General features: G+C 63.6%; 16 protein-coding genes. 6 read left to right on the plus strand and 10 right to left on the minus strand.

What is annotated here, in order from left to right:
- Positions 1-45 precede the first annotated feature (45 nt).
- From JHD64_RS00100 to JHD64_RS00110, 3 genes are all read left to right on the plus strand, one after another.
- Positions 46-954: a LysR family transcriptional regulator gene (locus tag JHD64_RS00100; protein WP_199051859.1), complete on the plus strand. Its 909-nt coding sequence runs from the start codon at positions 46-48 to the stop codon at positions 952-954.
- A 322-nt stretch (positions 955-1276) separates the two neighbouring features.
- A complete protein-coding gene (locus tag JHD64_RS00105; RefSeq protein WP_059287215.1) occupies positions 1277-1480 on the plus strand; it encodes a cold-shock protein in 204 nt (67 codons plus the stop codon).
- A gap of 171 nt (positions 1481-1651) precedes the next feature.
- Positions 1652-2233, plus strand: a complete 582-nt coding sequence (locus JHD64_RS00110) for a cysteine hydrolase family protein (RefSeq protein WP_199051860.1) — start codon at positions 1652-1654, stop codon at positions 2231-2233.
- Between the two features lie 36 nt (positions 2234-2269).
- Here the strand turns inward: JHD64_RS00110 and JHD64_RS00115 are convergent, their stop codons facing one another.
- Complete coding sequence (locus tag JHD64_RS00115; RefSeq protein ID WP_199051861.1) at positions 2270-2824, minus strand: phospholipase D family protein; 555 nt, start codon at positions 2822-2824, stop codon at positions 2270-2272.
- A gap of 105 nt (positions 2825-2929) precedes the next feature.
- Between JHD64_RS00115 and sbcD the strand changes: the two genes are divergently transcribed.
- Together sbcD and JHD64_RS00125 are read left to right on the plus strand one after the other, a co-directional pair.
- Positions 2930-4147 (plus strand): exonuclease subunit SbcD, encoded by a 1218-nt coding sequence (sbcD, locus tag JHD64_RS00120; protein ID WP_199051862.1) that lies wholly within the window; start codon positions 2930-2932, stop codon positions 4145-4147.
- Entirely contained in the window at positions 4144-7572 is a 3429-nt protein-coding gene (locus tag JHD64_RS00125; RefSeq protein WP_199051863.1) for an AAA family ATPase, read from the plus strand. Before sbcD ends, JHD64_RS00125 begins: the two co-directional genes overlap by 4 nt.
- 2 nt (positions 7573-7574) lie before the next feature.
- Here JHD64_RS00125 and JHD64_RS00130 read toward each other — a convergent pair whose 3' ends face one another.
- From JHD64_RS00130 to JHD64_RS00170, 9 genes are all read right to left on the minus strand, one after another.
- On the minus strand, positions 7575-8375 hold the full coding sequence (locus JHD64_RS00130) for an alpha/beta fold hydrolase (RefSeq protein ID WP_199051864.1): 801 nt from the start codon (positions 8373-8375) through the stop codon (positions 7575-7577).
- A gap of 33 nt (positions 8376-8408) precedes the next feature.
- On the minus strand, positions 8409-9071 hold the full coding sequence (locus JHD64_RS00135; RefSeq protein WP_199051865.1) for a LysE family translocator: 663 nt from the start codon (positions 9069-9071) through the stop codon (positions 8409-8411).
- Positions 9072-9133: 62 nt separating this feature from the next.
- On the minus strand, positions 9134-9943 hold the full coding sequence (locus JHD64_RS00140; protein ID WP_199051866.1) for an AraC family transcriptional regulator: 810 nt from the start codon (positions 9941-9943) through the stop codon (positions 9134-9136).
- Positions 9944-9958: 15 nt separating this feature from the next.
- The gene (locus JHD64_RS00145) at positions 9959-11488 is read right to left on the minus strand and encodes a catalase (RefSeq protein WP_059286670.1); all 1530 of its coding nucleotides are present in this window, start codon (positions 11486-11488) and stop codon (positions 9959-9961) included.
- A gap of 210 nt (positions 11489-11698) precedes the next feature.
- Positions 11699-12175, minus strand: a complete 477-nt coding sequence (locus tag JHD64_RS00150; RefSeq protein WP_199051867.1) for an RES family NAD+ phosphorylase — start codon at positions 12173-12175, stop codon at positions 11699-11701.
- Positions 12172-12645 carry an antitoxin Xre/MbcA/ParS toxin-binding domain-containing protein gene (locus tag JHD64_RS00155; protein ID WP_158527665.1) on the minus strand — a complete coding sequence of 158 codons (474 nt, stop codon included), beginning with the start codon at positions 12643-12645 and terminating at the stop codon, positions 12172-12174. The genes JHD64_RS00150 and JHD64_RS00155 overlap by 4 nt, the downstream gene beginning before the upstream one ends.
- A 72-nt stretch (positions 12646-12717) precedes the next feature.
- On the minus strand, positions 12718-13533 hold the full coding sequence (locus JHD64_RS00160; RefSeq protein ID WP_059286667.1) for an alkaline phosphatase family protein: 816 nt from the start codon (positions 13531-13533) through the stop codon (positions 12718-12720).
- A gap of 118 nt (positions 13534-13651) precedes the next feature.
- The gene (locus tag JHD64_RS22430; RefSeq protein ID WP_199051868.1) at positions 13652-14734 is read right to left on the minus strand and encodes an HD domain-containing phosphohydrolase; all 1083 of its coding nucleotides are present in this window, start codon (positions 14732-14734) and stop codon (positions 13652-13654) included.
- A 113-nt stretch (positions 14735-14847) separates the two neighbouring features.
- Entirely contained in the window at positions 14848-15894 is a 1047-nt protein-coding gene (locus JHD64_RS00170; protein WP_199051869.1) for an RNA methyltransferase, read from the minus strand.
- 229 nt (positions 15895-16123) lie between these two features.
- On the opposite strand from JHD64_RS00170, the gene JHD64_RS22155 reads away from it, so the two are divergent.
- On the plus strand, positions 16124-16255 hold the full coding sequence (locus tag JHD64_RS22155) for a hypothetical protein (protein ID WP_255524278.1): 132 nt from the start codon (positions 16124-16126) through the stop codon (positions 16253-16255).
- Positions 16256-16345 lie beyond the last annotated feature (90 nt).

Genomic DNA, 16345 nt, shown 5'->3' on the forward strand with positions numbered 1-16345 from the left:
CTATAATTCAGTTTCAACTAAACCATTATTAAGCTGAGTGCAATAATGAATGCGGTGTCTGATCTGGAATTCTTCCTGCAGCTGAACCAGTGCGGCAGCATGGTGGCGACTGCCCGGCAGCTGGGTGTCACGCCGCCGGTGATCAGCCGCCGTCTGCAAGAGCTGGAGGCGCGTCTGGGTATCGTGCTGCTGCGGCGGACCACCCGCTCACTGCAATTGACCGAGGCCGGGCAGCTGTATCTGGCCGAGGCACGTCGCCTGCTGGCTGAAATTGCCGAGCTGGAAGGGCGGGTGCGCGGCGACCCCAATCAGCCGCATGGCCTGCTGCGCGTCAATGCCAGTTTCGGCTTTGGCCGCCGCCATATCGCGCCCTTGCTGGCCGACTTTGCCCGCCAATACCCGCGGCTGGAAGTCGAGCTGCAGCTGAGCGACAGTCCGCCGCGGCGACAGGAAGGCTTTGATGTGGCCATCCGCTTTGGCCAGCCGCCGGATGCGCGCCTGCATGCCAGCCTGCTGCTGCGTAACCGCCGGGTATTGTGTGCGGCGCCGGCTTATCTGGCCGGGCGTCCGCCGATCACCCAGCCGCGTGACTTGCTGCGGCATGATTGCATCGTGATCCGCGAAAATCACGACACGCACGGCAGCTGGGTGCTGCAGCAGGGGGAGCGGGAAGAAACGGTCAAGGTGCGCGGCCCCTTGTCCAGTAATGATGGCGAAACAGCAGTGCAGTGGGCCATGCAGGGGCTGGGCCTGGTATTGCGCTCGTGGTGGGATGTGGGCGAGCTGTTGCGCAGCGGGCAGTTGCAGCGCGTGCTGCCGGACTGGCAGTCGGAACCGGCCGACATTTATGCGCTGTATCCGCCGGCACAGCCGCAGCAGGCCAAGCTGCGGGCCTGGCTGGAATTCCTGCGGGCGGCATTGCAGTCGCAGCAGGCGCTGGCTGTGCGCTGTTGATCCGCACTGCCGCCTTGTTCATGAGCAATGCTTGTGCGGCTTGTTTGCCCATGCGGTTTTTATTCGGCACATCAATATTTTTGTCATGAATATGAATATGCCATGAGTCGGATAAAAATTATTTTGCTGATTTGACAGATATTGTTTGACCGCATGGAACAAGGTGCGTATAACGGTCCTGCAAGATTTCAAGTTTTGTGCCTATTTCGTTACAGTGTGCGTCCCTCCAAAAGAGTTGCCTAATTGTTCAAATGTCGATTGCTTGAATTTCTTGTTTCCGGGCTTTTGCCCAGTTTAAATTTTATTTTGTTAGGGATGTATTATGGAAACCGGCACCGTTAAATTCTTCAATGACGCTAAAGGCTTTGGTTTCATCACTCCGGACGCCGGCGGTGATGACCTGTTCGCTCACTTCTCCGAAATCAAGGTAGACGGCTTCAAGTCGCTGCATGATGGCCAGAAAGTTAGCTACACCAAGGCAATGGGTCAAAAAGGCCCGGCTGCCACCAACATTCAGCCGCTGTAATTGCTGATTGTCATGTCTGTAGCAGCGGCTTGTAAAAGCTGCTGACCGCCAGACAGGCAGACAACAACCCACCCGACTCAGGTCCGGTGGGTTGTTTGCATTTTACCGCCAGGCAAATACAGGCAGTGGGCGTCCTGCTATGCTGATGCATTATTTTTTTGCCAAATAGCCATGTCTGCCACCACCTTGCCGCCACTTCCCGCCAATACCGTATTGCTGCTGATCGACATGCAGCAGGCGGTGGACCACCCCAGCTGGGGCGAGCGCAATAATCCGCAAGCCGAAACCGTGGCCGCGCAGTTGCTGGCGCACTGGCGCAGCCAGCGACGCCCGCTCTGCCATGTCCGCCACGATTCACTGGCAGCTGATTCGACTTACCGCCCCGGTCAGCCCGGCCATGCCTTCAAGCCGGAAGTAGCCCCCTTGCCGGGTGAGTGGGTGCTGGCCAAACAGACCAATTCCGCCTTTATCGGCACGGACTTGCAAGCGCAACTGGCTGCCATGGGCTGTATCAGCCTGGTGGTAGTGGGCGTGGCCACCAGCAATTCGGTGGAAGCGACGGTGCGCATGGCCGGCAATCTGGGTTTTACCGTCTATCTGGTAGAGGATGCCTGCTTCACGTTTGGCCGTGCCGACTGGTCGGGCCGCTGGCGCACGGCGGGCGAGGTGCATGAGATGAGCCTGGCCAATCAGCATGGCGAGTACTGCCAGGTCGCTGATGCGGCGGCGATTCTGGCGGCCACGGCCGCCTAGCCGCCAGGACGGCGCATGCGTTCACCGGGCGCCGGGCTACTCAGCGCGCGTGGCATCGGGCAGTGCTGCTGCTTCCTGCCATAGTCTTTGCCATTGCTGCTCGTAGCGTGCCGCCAGCTCCGGCGCATTCCACACAACCAGTACGTTTTCGGCATTCTTGCTGGCTGCCGCGGCAGAGTAGTTGAAACTGCCGGTCTGTACATGGGTGGCGTCGATGATCATGAATTTATTGTGGAAGATGGCATAGCGCGCATTCAGCCGTACTGCCACGCCCTGATCGGCCAGAAATCGGGTGGCGCTGTAACGACCAGTGTTTTCCTTGCTGTCAGCCACCACCGCCACTTCGATGCCGGCACGCTGAGCCGCGAGCAGCGCCTGTGCCAGCGGCTTGCTGGTAAAGACATAGGCGGCCACATGAATCGAGTGGCGGGCGCTCTGCACTGCTTTCAACACCAGCTCCAGCGCAGCCGGGTCCGGTGCAAAGGCGGCTTCGGTCTGGCTGGCGACGGGCGTGGTGGCGGCCTGTGCCGGCAGGCAGGACAGCTGGACGGCGAGCAGGCTCGCCAGCAGATAGCGTGGCAGTGGTTTCATCCTGCCCATTTTACGCACTATCGCGCGGTTTGCCGCCCAGCCCGGACAGGCAGGGCTGCGCCGGGCTTGCTAGAATGCGCGCTACTTCTCTTGACGAGTGATGGCATGCGCATTCTTCATACTTCGGACTGGCATCTGGGCCAGCATTTCATGGGCCGTAGCCGGCAGGCGGAACATCAGGCCCTGATCGACTGGCTGCTATTGCAGGTGACGCAGCAGGCCATCGATGCGGTGCTGCTGGCCGGTGACATCTTCGATACCGGCGCACCACCCAGCTATGCGCGGGAACTGTACAACCAGCTGGTGGTGCGCCTGCACGAGGCAGGCTGCCAGCTGGTATTGCTGGGCGGCAATCACGACTCGGTGGCCACGCTGGAAGAAAGCCGGCCGCTGCTGGCCTACCTGGGCTGCACCGTGGTGCCGGCGGTGGCGGATGATATCTCGCGGCAGTTGCTGACATTGTGTGATCAGGACGGCCAGCCCGCAGCCTTGCTGTGTGCCGTACCCTTCATCCGCGCCCGCGATGTGCTGCAAAGCCAGGCCGGCCAGAGTGCCGAGGAAAAACAGCAGGACCTGCAGCAGGCCATTGCCGCGCATTATCAGGCGCTGTATCAGCTGGCCGTGCAAGAGCGCAGCCGCCTCGGTTTGCCACTGCCCATTCTCGCCACAGGCCACCTCACCACGGTGGGGGCCAGCAGCAGCGAATCGGTGCGCGAGATCTATGTCGGAGCGCTGGACGCCTTCCCCACCAATGCCTTTCCGCCGTTCGACTATATCGCGCTGGGCCATATTCACCGCCCGCAAATGGTGGCCGGCCAGGCGCATGTCCGCTATAGCGGCTCACCGCTGGCGCTGAGTTTTGATGAGCTGGGGCAAAGCAAGCAGATGCTGCTGCTGGAGCTGGCCGGCGCCGCCATTACCGGCATCAACCCGCTGGCCGTGCCGTGTTTTCAACCGCTGTGCAGCCTGCGTGGCACGCTGGCCCAGCTGCAGCGCAGCATTCCCGCCGCCATCGCGGCCATCGACCAGGGACAGGTGCTGTGGCTGGAAGTGGTGGTGGAAGGCGATGATTATCTGTCCGATCTGCAAACCCGCATCCAGGGCATGCTGGACGGGCAGCCGGCCGAGCTGCTGCGCCTGCGCCGCGCCCGCAGCCAGCAATCCGCCACGCTGCAGGCCGAACGCAGCACACTGGACGAACTGAGCCCGCAAGAGGTGTTCGAGCGCCGGCTGGAACTGGAAGAAATGGATGATGCACTGGCCGCGCAGCTGCGCCAGCGCTATCAGCAGGTGCTGATGGCCCTGCAGGAGGAGCAGGCATGAAAATCCTTACCCTGCGCCTGAAAAACCTCAATTCGCTCAAGGGCGAATGGAAGATCGACTTTACCCGGCCGCCGTTTCGCGACAACGGCCTGTTTGCCATTACCGGCCCTACCGGCGCCGGCAAATCCACGCTGCTGGACGCCATCTGTCTGGCGCTCTACCACGAAACCCCACGGCTGAAGACCATTTCCGCCAGCAGCAACGACATCATGACCCGCCACACTGCCGACTGCCTGGCCGAGGTGGAGTTCGAGGTCAAGGGCAAGGCTTATCGCGCCTTCTGGAGCCAGCGCCGCGCGCGCGACAAGGCGGACGGCACCCTGCAAGCGGCGCGGGTGGAGCTGGCCGAGGCCGATGGCACCATCATCACGACCCACAGCAGCGAGAAGCTGAAGCGCATTGCCGCCATCACCGGGCTGGATTTCGCCCGTTTTACCAAGTCCATGCTGCTGGCGCAGGGGGGCTTTGCGGCATTTCTCAATGCCAGCCCCAATGAACGCGCCGAACTGCTGGAAGAACTGACCGGCACCGAGCTGTACGGCCAGATTTCCCAGCGGGTGTTCGAGCAGGCGCGTGACAGCCGCCAGGCGCTGCAGCAATTGCAGGCACAGGCCGGTGGGGTGGAACTGCTGGACGAGGCGCAGCGCAGCGCCATGCAGCAAGAGCTGACCGCGCTGCAGCAACAACAGCACAGGCTGGCCGGTCAGCAGCAACAGCTTGGCCAGGCCCTGCAATGGCGGCAGCAACTGGCGCAGGCACAGCAGCAACAGCAGGCGGCCAGCCAGCAACTGGAACAGGCGCAAGCCGCCCTTGCCCAGGCTGCGCCGCAATTGCAGCAACTGGCCGCCAGCGAGCCGGCCCAGCGCATCGCGCCCATGCATCAGCACTGGCAAAACCAGCAGCAGCGGCTGGCTGCCGGTGAGGCCGCCTTGCAGGCATTGAATGCGCGCTATCAACACAGCTGGCAGCAATGGCAGCAGCTCAACGGGCAGGGGCTGGCGCTGGCCCGTCAGCAGCTGGCGGCACTGCTTGCGCAACAGCAGCAGATACGCCAGCAAGGGCAGCAGTGGCAGGCACGGCAACAGGCTCAGCGACAACTGGCGCGGCTGGGGGAATCTCTGCCGCTCTGGCGCAGCCAGTTTGCCCAGCATGCCCGCAGCCTGCAGGACAGTGCACAGGCCAGGCAACAATGCAGCCAGCTGGCTGCGGCAGTGGCCGACGGGCAGCAACGCCTGCAGGCGCAGGCCCTGCTCTGTCAGCAAGCCGAGGCCGCCTTCCTGCAGGCACAGCAGGCCGAGCAGACCGCCGCTGCCGCCAGCCAGCGGCTGGATGTCGCCAGCCTGCGCCAGCAATGGCAGGCCGGCCAGCAAGACAGCCAGCAGTGGCAGCAAGCCATCTTGCTGGCCGGGCAGCTGCAGCAAGGCTGGCAGGCCGCACAGCGCTTGCAGCAGCAACTGGCGCAGCAACAGGCGCTGCTGCCGCAGCGCACGGCGGCGCTGGCCACGCTGCGCAGTCAGTATCGTGAACTGCAGGAACAGCTGGCCGACAAGCAGCGCCTGCTGGAACTGGAGCTGCGCATTCAGGATCTGGAAGCCCAGCGCGCACTGTTGCAGCCGGGTCAGCCTTGCCCGCTGTGCGGTTCTGCCAGCCATCCGCTGGTACAGCACTATCAGGCGCTGGATGCCACGGCAGCACGCCAGGCGGTGCTGGACAAGCAACAGGCGCTGGACGCGCTGCAGGCACAGGGCCAGCAAGCCAGTGGCGAACTGGCTGCCCTGCAGCAGCAGCTGGACAGCCTGCAACAGCAATGGCAGGCACAACAGGACAGTCAGCAACAGCAATGGCAACAGTGGCAGCCGCTGGCCACCGCGCTGGCGCTGCAGCCAGAGGCATGGCAGCAGCCGGCGTCACTGGAACAGGCTGCCCAGGCCGCCTTGCAGCAGCAGGAACAGCTGCAGCAGCAACTGCTGCAGGCCGAAGCCGCCGCCCGTCACTGGCAGCAGGCCTTGCAAGCCAGCCAGCATGCCCGCCAGCAATGGCAGGCGGCGCAGGCCGAGCAAGCCTTGCTGCAACAGGCAGCGGCCAGCTTGCAGCAGCAATGCCGGCAGGCCGACGCGCAGCTGACGCAGCTGGTGGCCGAAGCACAGGCACAGTGGCAGAGCCTGCAGCAGTCGCTGGCCGCGGCAGGTCATGCCATGCCGGATGACCCCGCCCGCTGGCTGGCCGATTGCGAGCAGCAATGGCAGGACTGGCAGCAGCAACAGCAAGCCATGCAGCAGCTGGAGCAACAGCTGGCACGGCTGGAAGTGCAAGCCATGCAGGCGGAGGAACAATGCCAGCAATGGCAGCAATACTGGCAGCAGCTGGCACTGCCAGAGCCGTTGCCCGCCGTGACCGCGCCAGTCGTCGACCTGACCGGCCTGACGGCGCAGCTGGCCGCCTGTCAGCAACAGCGGGTGGCGCTGGCCGCCACGCTGGCACAGTTGCAAGGCCAGCAACAGCAAGTGGCGCACGATGTGCACCAGCAAGGGCTGCAACTGGCGGAGGCAGCGCAGCAATGGCAGCAAGCCTTGCAGCACAGCCCCTTTGCCGACGAGGCTGCCTTTGCCGCCGCCTGCCTGCCGGAGAGTCAGCGCGCCGCCCTGCAAGCCATGCAGCAAGCCCTGGACAAGTCGCTGCAACAGGCCGAAGCCTTGTTGCAGGCGGCCAATAACCGCCAGGCCGAGTTGCAAGCTGCGGCAATCAGCCCACTGAGCCTGGATGAGCTGCAGGCACAGCAGGCCGCGCTGGATGGTGAACGCCAGCAACTGAGCGCGCAGAGCGGCGCCTTGCAGGCCTTGCTGGATAGTGACGCGCAACGTCGCAGCGGCCTGCAGGCACTGCTGGCACAGATCGCCCGGCAGCAGGCCGATAGCGAGTTATGGCAGCGGCTGGACGGGCTGATCGGCTCGGCCAAGGGCGACAAGTTCCGCCGCTTTGCCCAGGGGCTGACACTGGATCACCTGGTGTATCTGGCCAATCGCCAGCTGGCGCGCCTGCATGGGCGCTACCAGCTACGGCGCAAGGCGGAAGGCGAGCTGGAACTGGAAATCGTCGACAGCTGGCAGGCCGATGTCTGCCGTGATACGCGCACCCTGTCGGGGGGCGAGAGTTTTCTGGTCAGCCTGGCGCTGGCCTTGGCACTATCCGATCTGGTCAGCCACAAGACTTCCATCGACTCGCTGTTCCTGGACGAGGGTTTTGGCACGCTGGATGCCGAAACGCTGGAAATTGCGCTGGATGCGCTGGACAGCCTCAATGCCAGCGGCAAGATGATAGGCGTCATCAGCCATGTGGAAGGCATGAAGGAAAGGATTGCGGTGCAGGTCAGGGTGGCGCGCGCCGGCGGCATCGGGCTGTCGGCGCTGTCGGTAAGCGGGGGCTGAGTTCAGTCCATGGCCGCCAGCCGGCCCAGCCAGGCCAGGATGCCGGGGATGGCCGCGGTGGGGGCCTCCAGATGGCTGCCCGGCGGAATCAGCAGCTGGCTGGCCGGATTGGCCGGCAGGGCGTCGAACATGCGCTGGCGCAGGCGCTGCAAGGCCGGGTAGTCACCCTCCGGCGAGATATACAGTACCGGCAGGCTGGCCGGCAGCTGCTGCACGGCCTTGTCCTGGTTCATCGCCCCATCCGGGTCGAACCAGTCCAGATAGATGCGCGGCGTGGTGCTGATCGGGTAGCGCCCCTTGCTGCCTTCAAAATCGGCCAGCCGGGTTGTTTCCTCGCCATGGCCGCCAGCGAGCAGGCTGCGGGCACTGGCCACGGAATCGGCCAGCCGGTCATGCAGCATGCCGGCTGCCACATTGCCACCCGGCGCAATGGCAATCACGCCATCCAGCGGCAGCCGGCCGGCCAGATACAGTGCAAACAGGCCGCCCTGGCTGTGGCCGGCCACCACCAGCTTGCGCGCGCCCTGTTGGCGTAGTGTCGCCAGTGCATCTTGCACCTGCGCTACTGCGCTGGCGACATCGGCATCGTATTCGCGTCGGCCAGACCATGGCATGTCCAGATTGGCCACCAGCACGCCTTGTTGCCGCAGGGCATTGGCCAGCCCGGCCACATGCTTGTCCGGGCTGCCACCCTTGCCGTGCATCAGCACCACGCCAAACACCGGTTTGGGGGTGTCGGCCAGGGCGGTGCAGGCGATCAGCCCCAGCAGGGGCAGCAGGAGCAGGCGCAATAGACGCAGCATGGCAGGGGCTCGGGCGGGTGGCAGATGGCTGAGTTATAGCAAGGTCTGATAGCCGTGCACGATGACCCCCAGCGCCAGATAGGCAAACAGGGCGGCCGAAGCGGCATTGCAATACAGCAGCAGGCGGTGGCCCACCAGCTTCTGGCCATGGCTGGCCAGCCAGGCCAGAAAGGACGACCAGGCGAGGCCGCCCAGGAAAAAGCCGCCCAGAAACACGCTGGCCGCCAGCGAGCTGCCATCGGTGGACTGGGCGATGATGCTGCCGCCTACCGCGGCAAACCACAGCAGCGAGGAGGGCGAGGCCAGTGCCATCAGCAGGCCGCGCCAGAACTCCGCCGCCGTGCTGCGGCGCTGGCCATCATCCCCTGCCTTGTCCGCAGGCTTGCCGGCAGCCGTGCTGGGGTGGTGAAACTCCTGCCAGGCGGAGCGGGCCATTTTCCAGGTCAGCCACAGCAGCACGCTGCCACCGCCCAGCCACATCACCCAGCGCACCGGGGTGAAGCTGAACAGCAGCGACATGCCCAGCAAGGACAGCAGGGCGTAGAACAGGTCGCCAAAACAGGAGCCCAGTCCCATCATCAGCGCCGGGCGCAAGCCCTTGCGCAGCCCGGTGTTGATCAGGGCGGCATTGACGATGCCGATATCCAGACACAGCGATACCGACAGCAGGAAACCCTTGGTGGCAATGGCCAGCATGACAGCAGATCCGCAATGAAAATGATGGGGGATGATACCGGCATGACGGCGGTGGCGTCTTGTCAAAAATTGATCTGGCGGTAGCGGCCGGGGGGCATGCCGCAAAAGCGGCTGAATGTCTTGCTGAAGTGCGCCTGGTCGGCAAAGCCGGTGGCCAGTGCCACCTCGATGATGCTGCGGCCGGCACGCAGCTGGCGGCGGGCTTCGGCCATGCGCTGCTGCATCTGCCAGGCCAGTGGCGGCAGGCCGCAGGCCTGGTGGAAGCGGCGTACCAGATGGGCCGGGGTGATGCCGGCTTGCTGCGCCAGTACCTCCAGGGTCAGCGGCTGTGACAGGTCATCCAGCAGTTGTTGCTGTACCCGCTGCAGCAGCAGGCTGCCGCGGCTGCTGGCCTTGTCCGGGGCGGAGGATGCTTGCCGTGGCAGGCGGGCGAGCAGGGCGATGATGGCTTCTTCACGCAGGCTGGCGTCCTGTGTGGCCAGCTGGCGCAGTGCCGCTGCGAGGTCGGGCCGCTGCAGCTGGCTTGGCAGATCAGGCGGCAGACAGTCGAAATAGGCGGGGAAAGCCGCCGGTGCTACGTAGAGCGACAGGCATTGCCAGTCTTCGCCGCTCAGGCTGCGGCTGGCCTGCACCGCTGCCGGCGGATAGATGGTGAGCATGTCCGGCTTTACTTCAAAGCTGCTGCCGTCCAGCCATACCTGTTCCAGCCCGCCCAGATTGACGCTGATGACGTACTCATCGTGGGTGTGCTTGGGAAAGCCGGCCGCCGTGGCCTGGATGCCGGCCAGTTCCAGCAGGGGGGTGCGCAGGAAAATCATCCAGCGACTATAGCCATGTCGGACTGTGGCCGCCAGCCCGGGGGCGGCTGCCACGGCATGGCTGCGGGCTTACTCGTGCAGCTGGGCGGCCAGTCTGGCGATGTCAGCCACATTGGCATTCAGCACCTTGCTGATGGCCTGGCCATAGCCGCTGTCCGCCTTGTAGAAGTAGGACAGCATGGTGTTGCGGGTGGCTTCGTTGCGCACCTGGCCCAGGTCGGCGGCGAGGTTGGCGATGAGGTTGGCCTGTTCCTGCTTGTTCAGGCTGCGGTAGAACTCGCCGGCCTGGCGGAAATTCAGCGTTTTGCTGATGCCGGCTTGCTGGGTGCTGCCGGACAGCGGCAGCTGGCTGTAGCGGGCGCTGGCATCCTGCTGCAGGCCGCCCTGGCGGCTGGGTTCGTAATTGACGCTGCCCTGGCGCTGGCCGCCATTCATTGCGCCATCCTGGTTGTTGTTGTCCACCACCGCTTGCGGACGGTTGACCGGCAATTGCAGGCCGTTGGTTCCCACGCGGTGCAGCTGGGTGTCGGCATAGGCGAAGATGCGTCCTTGCAGCAGGCGGTCTTCCGAGGGCTCGATACCCGGCACCAGGTTGGAGGGGGCAAAGGCGCTCTGCTCGGTTTCCTGGAAGATATTGCCCGGATTGCGGTTCAGGGTCATGGTGCCGATCCTGTGTTCCGGCACACCACTCCAGATCTTGGTCGCGTCCAGCGGGTTATAGTCCAGCCTGGCCATGTCCTCCGGCTGCATCACCTGGATGTACAGGTCCCATTGCGGATAGTGCTTGTGCTGGATTGCTGCCATCAGGGCACGGCTGGCATGGTTGAAGTCATGCGCCTGAATGGCGGCGGCTTCTTGCATGGTGAGGTTGTGCTGGCCCTGGCGGCTGGCCCAGTGGAATTTCACATAGACGTAACGGCCCTGGGCATTCACCAGTTTCCAGGCATGGACGCTATTGCCATCCATGTACTGATAACCCTTGGGGATGCCGTAGTCCGAGTACAGCCGGGTCAGCATGTGGGTGGCTTCCGGCTGGTAGGAGAAGAAGTCGAAGAAGCGGTTGGGGTCTTGCAGATTGGTATCCGGCGATGGTTTGAGCGAGTGCACCATGTCGGGGAACTTGATGGCGTCGCGGATAAAGAACACCGGCAGATTATTGCCAACCAGGTCCCAGTTGCCTTCGCTGGTATAGAACTTGGTGGCAAAGCCACGCGGGTCGCGCAGGGTTTCCGGCGAGTGCAGGCCGTGAATCACCGTGGAAAAGCGCACGAAAACCGGGGTTTTGCTGCCCTTGGCGAAAACCTTGGCCCGGGTCAGCGCCGAAATGTCGGCACTGGATTCAAACACGCCGTAAGCACCGGCGCCGCGGGCATGCACCACCCGCTCCGGAATGCGTTCGCGGTCGAAGCGTTGCAGCTTCTGGACCAGTTGTACGTCTTGCAGCAGCACCGGGCCGCTGGGGCCGGCGGTTTGCGAATTCTGGTTGTCGCCGACAGCGGCGGCATTATCGCGGGTGAGGGTGGCGGCATGTGCCGGGGCAAGCAGGGCAAGGCTGCACGCAATGGCGCACAGGCGCAGTGCCGGGCGGGTATGGGCCATGATGGTGGTCCTGAAGGGATAAGGGCCTTCAGTCTAGGGAGGGTGAGGCGACGGCAGAATTTTGAAATTTTTATCGCAGCTATCAGTGATATCTATTTAATAATCCGGTTTATTTGTTAGAAAAATGCCGTGTTATTTCAGCGGCTTAGCCGGCCATGCCGTGCGTCGGTTTGATGGCTAGCACAGCGGGCAAGAAGGCAACAACCGGTACTAAGTATGGCTGGCAGGCGCGGTGGATGGCGGGTGGCGGCTGCGCAATCTGGGGTCGAGCGGGGCGCTGATGATGTCGACGATCTTGCAGAAAGAAGCATCCGGATGGCGCGGGTTAAGCAGGTAGTTGCAGCCATCTACCACCAGCGCACTGGGGACGCTCAGTACTGCAGAAGGCGCGCTGGCCAGCCAGTCGTCGCCCATGGCCTGGCTTAGCTCGGCGTGCTGCCGCCAGTCGGCCTCCAGCACGGCTTCGTCCAGCTGCATCACGCAATGCTCGGGAATGGATACTTTCAGCAGCTGGAAGCCGGGCGGCAGGCTGGGCAGTTCGCTGTGTACCAGCATTTCCAGCATGGCGCTGGCGGCGTGGTCGGCCAGGTAGACCACCGGCTGACCGGCGCTATGCCAGCGCCCCCCCACCAGCAGGCCGCCCAGACCGTGCAGGTCGGCGTAATTGCTGATGCGCCAGGCGATCACGCCACATAGCCCTCATCGATCTGCAACAGCAAGGCTTCCACCAGTCGTGCGCCCTGTTCGGTACGGGCGGTGTCCAGTGGCGAGGCGCCAGCGAAGCGTTGCAGCGGCTGGCGCAGCCAGGCGGTGGCAATCTCCTGTTCGCCCAGTACCTGCTCGGCCAGCAACAGCAGATTGGCCAGGCGCACGCCGCGCTCGGATTCGTCGCGGCTGAGCTGCTCACCCTTGCGGATGCGGTGGCTGAGCGTGCGCTCGGGGATGACAAAGCTCAGCTCGCTGCGGCTGAGCCCGGCCTTGCCCAGATTGGTGATCAGCGAGGTGGAGAGCCCGTCGGCCACCGAGTTGGCCAGCTCCAGCTCGCTGTGCAGCGGTTGGCCCAGCAGTTTTGCCAGGCCGTCCAGCTGCAGGCCACCCTTGCGCCGCGGCGGCGGCGGGGTGGTCTTGCTCCGTGGGGTAAAGCGGCTGGCTTCCATGGCAGGCTCCATTGTCGGCAAATTGCCATTACAGTATCGGCATTTTGCCGGAGCAAGACAAGCTGCCGGCGTTCAGTCCGGCTGGCGCAGCACGGCAGGGTTGTCCGGCTTGTCGTGGGCGATGCCCAGCAGGCTGGCCATCAGCCCGCACAGCTCCACCTGGCGGACGCGGGCGGTACTGTCATGGCAAAAGCGCGAGCCCAGCAGATAGAGGGGCACCAGTCTTTCCTCGGGCAGCACACCACCGTGGCTGCGGTCGGCATTCATGCCGTGGTCGCTGGTGACCAGCACCTGGTAGTCCTCGGCTAGCCACTGCGGCAGATACTGCGACAACAGCTTGTCGTGGTAGCGGGCGGCATTGCGGTATTCCATGCTGTCACCACCAAAGCGGTGGCCGGCATCGTCCACGCCCATGGGGTGAATCAGCAGGAAATCCGGATCATGGCGGCGGCGCAGCAGTTCGCCATCGATATACAGGTGATCGTCCGGGTAGTGGTCCAGATGGTAGAACAGGCCATGCTGGATGGGCAGGCTTGCATCATCGGTCAGGCGGTCGCGCACGGCATCATAAGGCGCGCGGTTGTAAAGCTCGCTGATCCAGTGATAGGCCGCGGCAGCGGTGCGCAGCCCGGCGGCGCGGGCCAGGCTGAAAATGCTCTGCTCGGTGGACAGCCGCACCACATCGTTATGCACCACACCGCTGGCGATGGGGGGAACGCCGGTGAGTATGCATTCGTACAGCGGGCGCGACAGCGAGGGCAGTTCGCAGCGTAGCTGATGCAGGCTGGCCAGGCCGGCCTCGCACAGTCCCTGCAGATAACCCATGCCGTCATGGCCGGCCTGCCAGCCCAATCCGTCCACCACCACCAGAATCACCTTGTTGCGCATCTTGCCTCCGCTTGCCGCCGGCGCAGGCCGGATTGCTGCCAGCTGCGCCACAAAATCAGCAATAGTGCCATGTTTCGATGACAGCCTGGTTATATCTGCTGGCACCTGGCCTGATAGGCTAGCTGGTGCTTTCCGCGTAGCGGGACTGGATGGCTTCGACCTCCGGCACGATGCGCAGGAAGGTGCTGACCAGGTGGGGATCGAAATGCAGGCCGCTTTGCTGTTGCAGATAGTCGAGCGCTGCCTGTTGCGACCATGCCGGCTTGTAGGGGCGGGTGGAAACCAGGGCGTCGTACACATCGCAAATGGCGGCAATGCGGCCTTCCAGCGGAATTTCCTCCCCGCACAGCCCGGCAGGGTAGCCGCTGCCATCCCATTTTTCATGGTGGGTCAGGGCAATGCGGCGCGCCATGCGGATGACCAGGGCCGGATGCTCGGGAATGATGGTGCCGCCGATGCGCGGGTGCTCGCGCATGATCTGGCTTTCGTTGTCGTCCAGGCGGCCGGGCTTGAGCAGGATGCGATCCGGCACACCGATCTTGCCCACATCGTGCAAGGGACTGGCCATGCGCAGCGCATGGGCCCAGGTGGCGTCCTTGCCCAGTGCCAGCGCCATCTGCTCGCACATCTTGCTCATGCGGGTAATGTGCTTGCCGGTTTCGTTGTCACGGTATTCGCCGGCGCGGGCCAGGCTGAGGGTGACTTCCTGCGCCATGTCCTCCAGTGCATTCAGCAGGGTGTCGTAGTAGGCGTAGGTAGCCAGCCCCATGTCGAGAAACACCGCCCGGTTCACTGCCGTCAGATAGCGGCTGCGGCGGGCCTCATCCGGCACCAGCTGCCCCAGCAACACCACCAGCTGATTGAGTACCACCACGTAGGCGCCGGAGTAAAAGCGCAGGTCCACCCCCAGTTGCTGATGGGTGCGGCCGATGGCCAGGGTGGCTTCCAGATAGTCCTGGTTGAAATTGCCGGCAAAGACATGGTCCTGCCAGTGACGCAGCTGATGGGCACGGGCGCGCTGCATGGCGGCCGGAGCGCTGAAGGTGGCGCTGGCCGCCGCATTGGCATGGATGTAGGCATATACCCCATCCATCAGCAGATCCATATGGGGGCGGATCAGTCCGCCAAACTCGCGCAGGGTGTTGATGCTGTCTGCATCCATGTCGAGAAAGTCACGCCATTGTTCAAAGCGAAGCCGCACGCAGGGATTCCTTGCAATCGTGGTTGGCCGTCATGGCCGGAAGTAACCATGATAACAAAGAGGACAAATGACATGTCAAAGGAATGTTGTGGCCGGCCGCCTGCCGGCACCGTTCAGCCGTGGCGCTGGCGGCGTTGCAGACGGCTGCTGTCGATGATGTCGGCGGCGCGGGCGCGTAACTGGCCACAGCCGCCGTCGATGTCCTGGCCGGCCGAATCGCGGATCTTGGTCAGCACGCCATGCTGGTGCAGATAGTGTTTCATGTACTGGATGTGCGCAGCATCCGGGCGCTGGTAGTGATCGCCCTCCATGCTGTTGTAGGGAATCAGGTTCAGCACGCCATATTTGCCCTTGAGCAGGGCGATGGCGGCATCCATTTCCTGCTGGCTGTCGTTGACCCCGGCCAGCAGCGTCCACTGGTACTGAATGGGATAGCCCACCTGGCGGGCATAGCGTTCGCCCTGTGCCACCAGCTCGGCCGGACTGATGCGCGGTGCTCGCGGTAGCAAGCGGGCGCGCAGCCCGGCATCCGTGGTGTGCAAGGACAGCGCCAGTGCCGGCTTGACCCGCTGCTGTGGCAGGCGCTCGAACACGCGCGGGTCACCCACGGTGGAAAACACCAGATTCTTGTGGGCGATATTGCCCTCGCTGCCGAGAAAATCTATCGCTTCCAGCACATTGTCCAGATTGTGTGCCGGCTCGCCCATGCCCATGAACACCACTTTTTTCACCGGGCGGATACGCCGCGCCAGCACCACCTGCGCCACGATTTCCGCGCTGCCCAGCTGACGCAGCAGGCCGGATTTGCCGGTCATGCAGAAGGTGCAGCCCACGGCACAGCCCAGCTGGCTGGAAACGCAGAGCCCGTCGCGCGGCAGCAGCACGCTTTCCACCAGTTGGCCGTCGGCCAGTTCCACCAGCAGGCGTTGCGCGGCATCGGCGGCCTCATGCCGGGTGTGGATGCGCGCCAGTGCTTCCAGCTGCTGGCTGAGCACCGGCAAGCCCTGCCGTACGCTGAGCGGAAAATAGTGCTCGCTTTGCTGGTGGCGGGTGCCATGGTCCAGCGCCAGGCCTTGCAGCCAGGCGCGGCTGATGCGGCCGATGTGGCAGGGGCGGGCGCCAAGGGCGGCGAGGGCGTGGTGAAAATCCTGGATGCGCATGACAAAAGGCGGGTGCGGTAAGGGTGACTGGGGAAAGGCGGCTAGGGTAGCGCAATGCGCCATGGCTGGTCAGCATAAATGTTTAAAAACAGGCGCAGGGGTGACTGATCAATCAGCCGGCTTACTCGGCACGATCTCCAGAACAGAATGAGGACCGTTGCCCTGATTTTGTCTGGATGAAAAATGGCAGCGTAAACGGTTGAATTTTAATCATTCTGGAGCTTGTGCCATGAAAAAAACCATTCTGCTTGCCATGTTGTTGTCCGCACTGAGTTCAGTTTCATTTGCTGCCTGTTTTGTTGTCGGTCCGCAGCCGCCTTGTGGTGATTTTGTCGTGGGGCCGAGCGATCCCTGCTGCTAAGCCGCGTTAATCAGCATCCCGTCATCAGATGATGTCGGGATGCCTGATGATAAAAGCCGCCCCTGTGGCGGCTTTTGTTTGGGGTCCAAT

The organism is Aquitalea sp. ASV15 (assembly GCF_016429115.1).
Lineage (GTDB): Bacteria > Pseudomonadota > Gammaproteobacteria > Burkholderiales > Chromobacteriaceae > Aquitalea > Aquitalea magnusonii.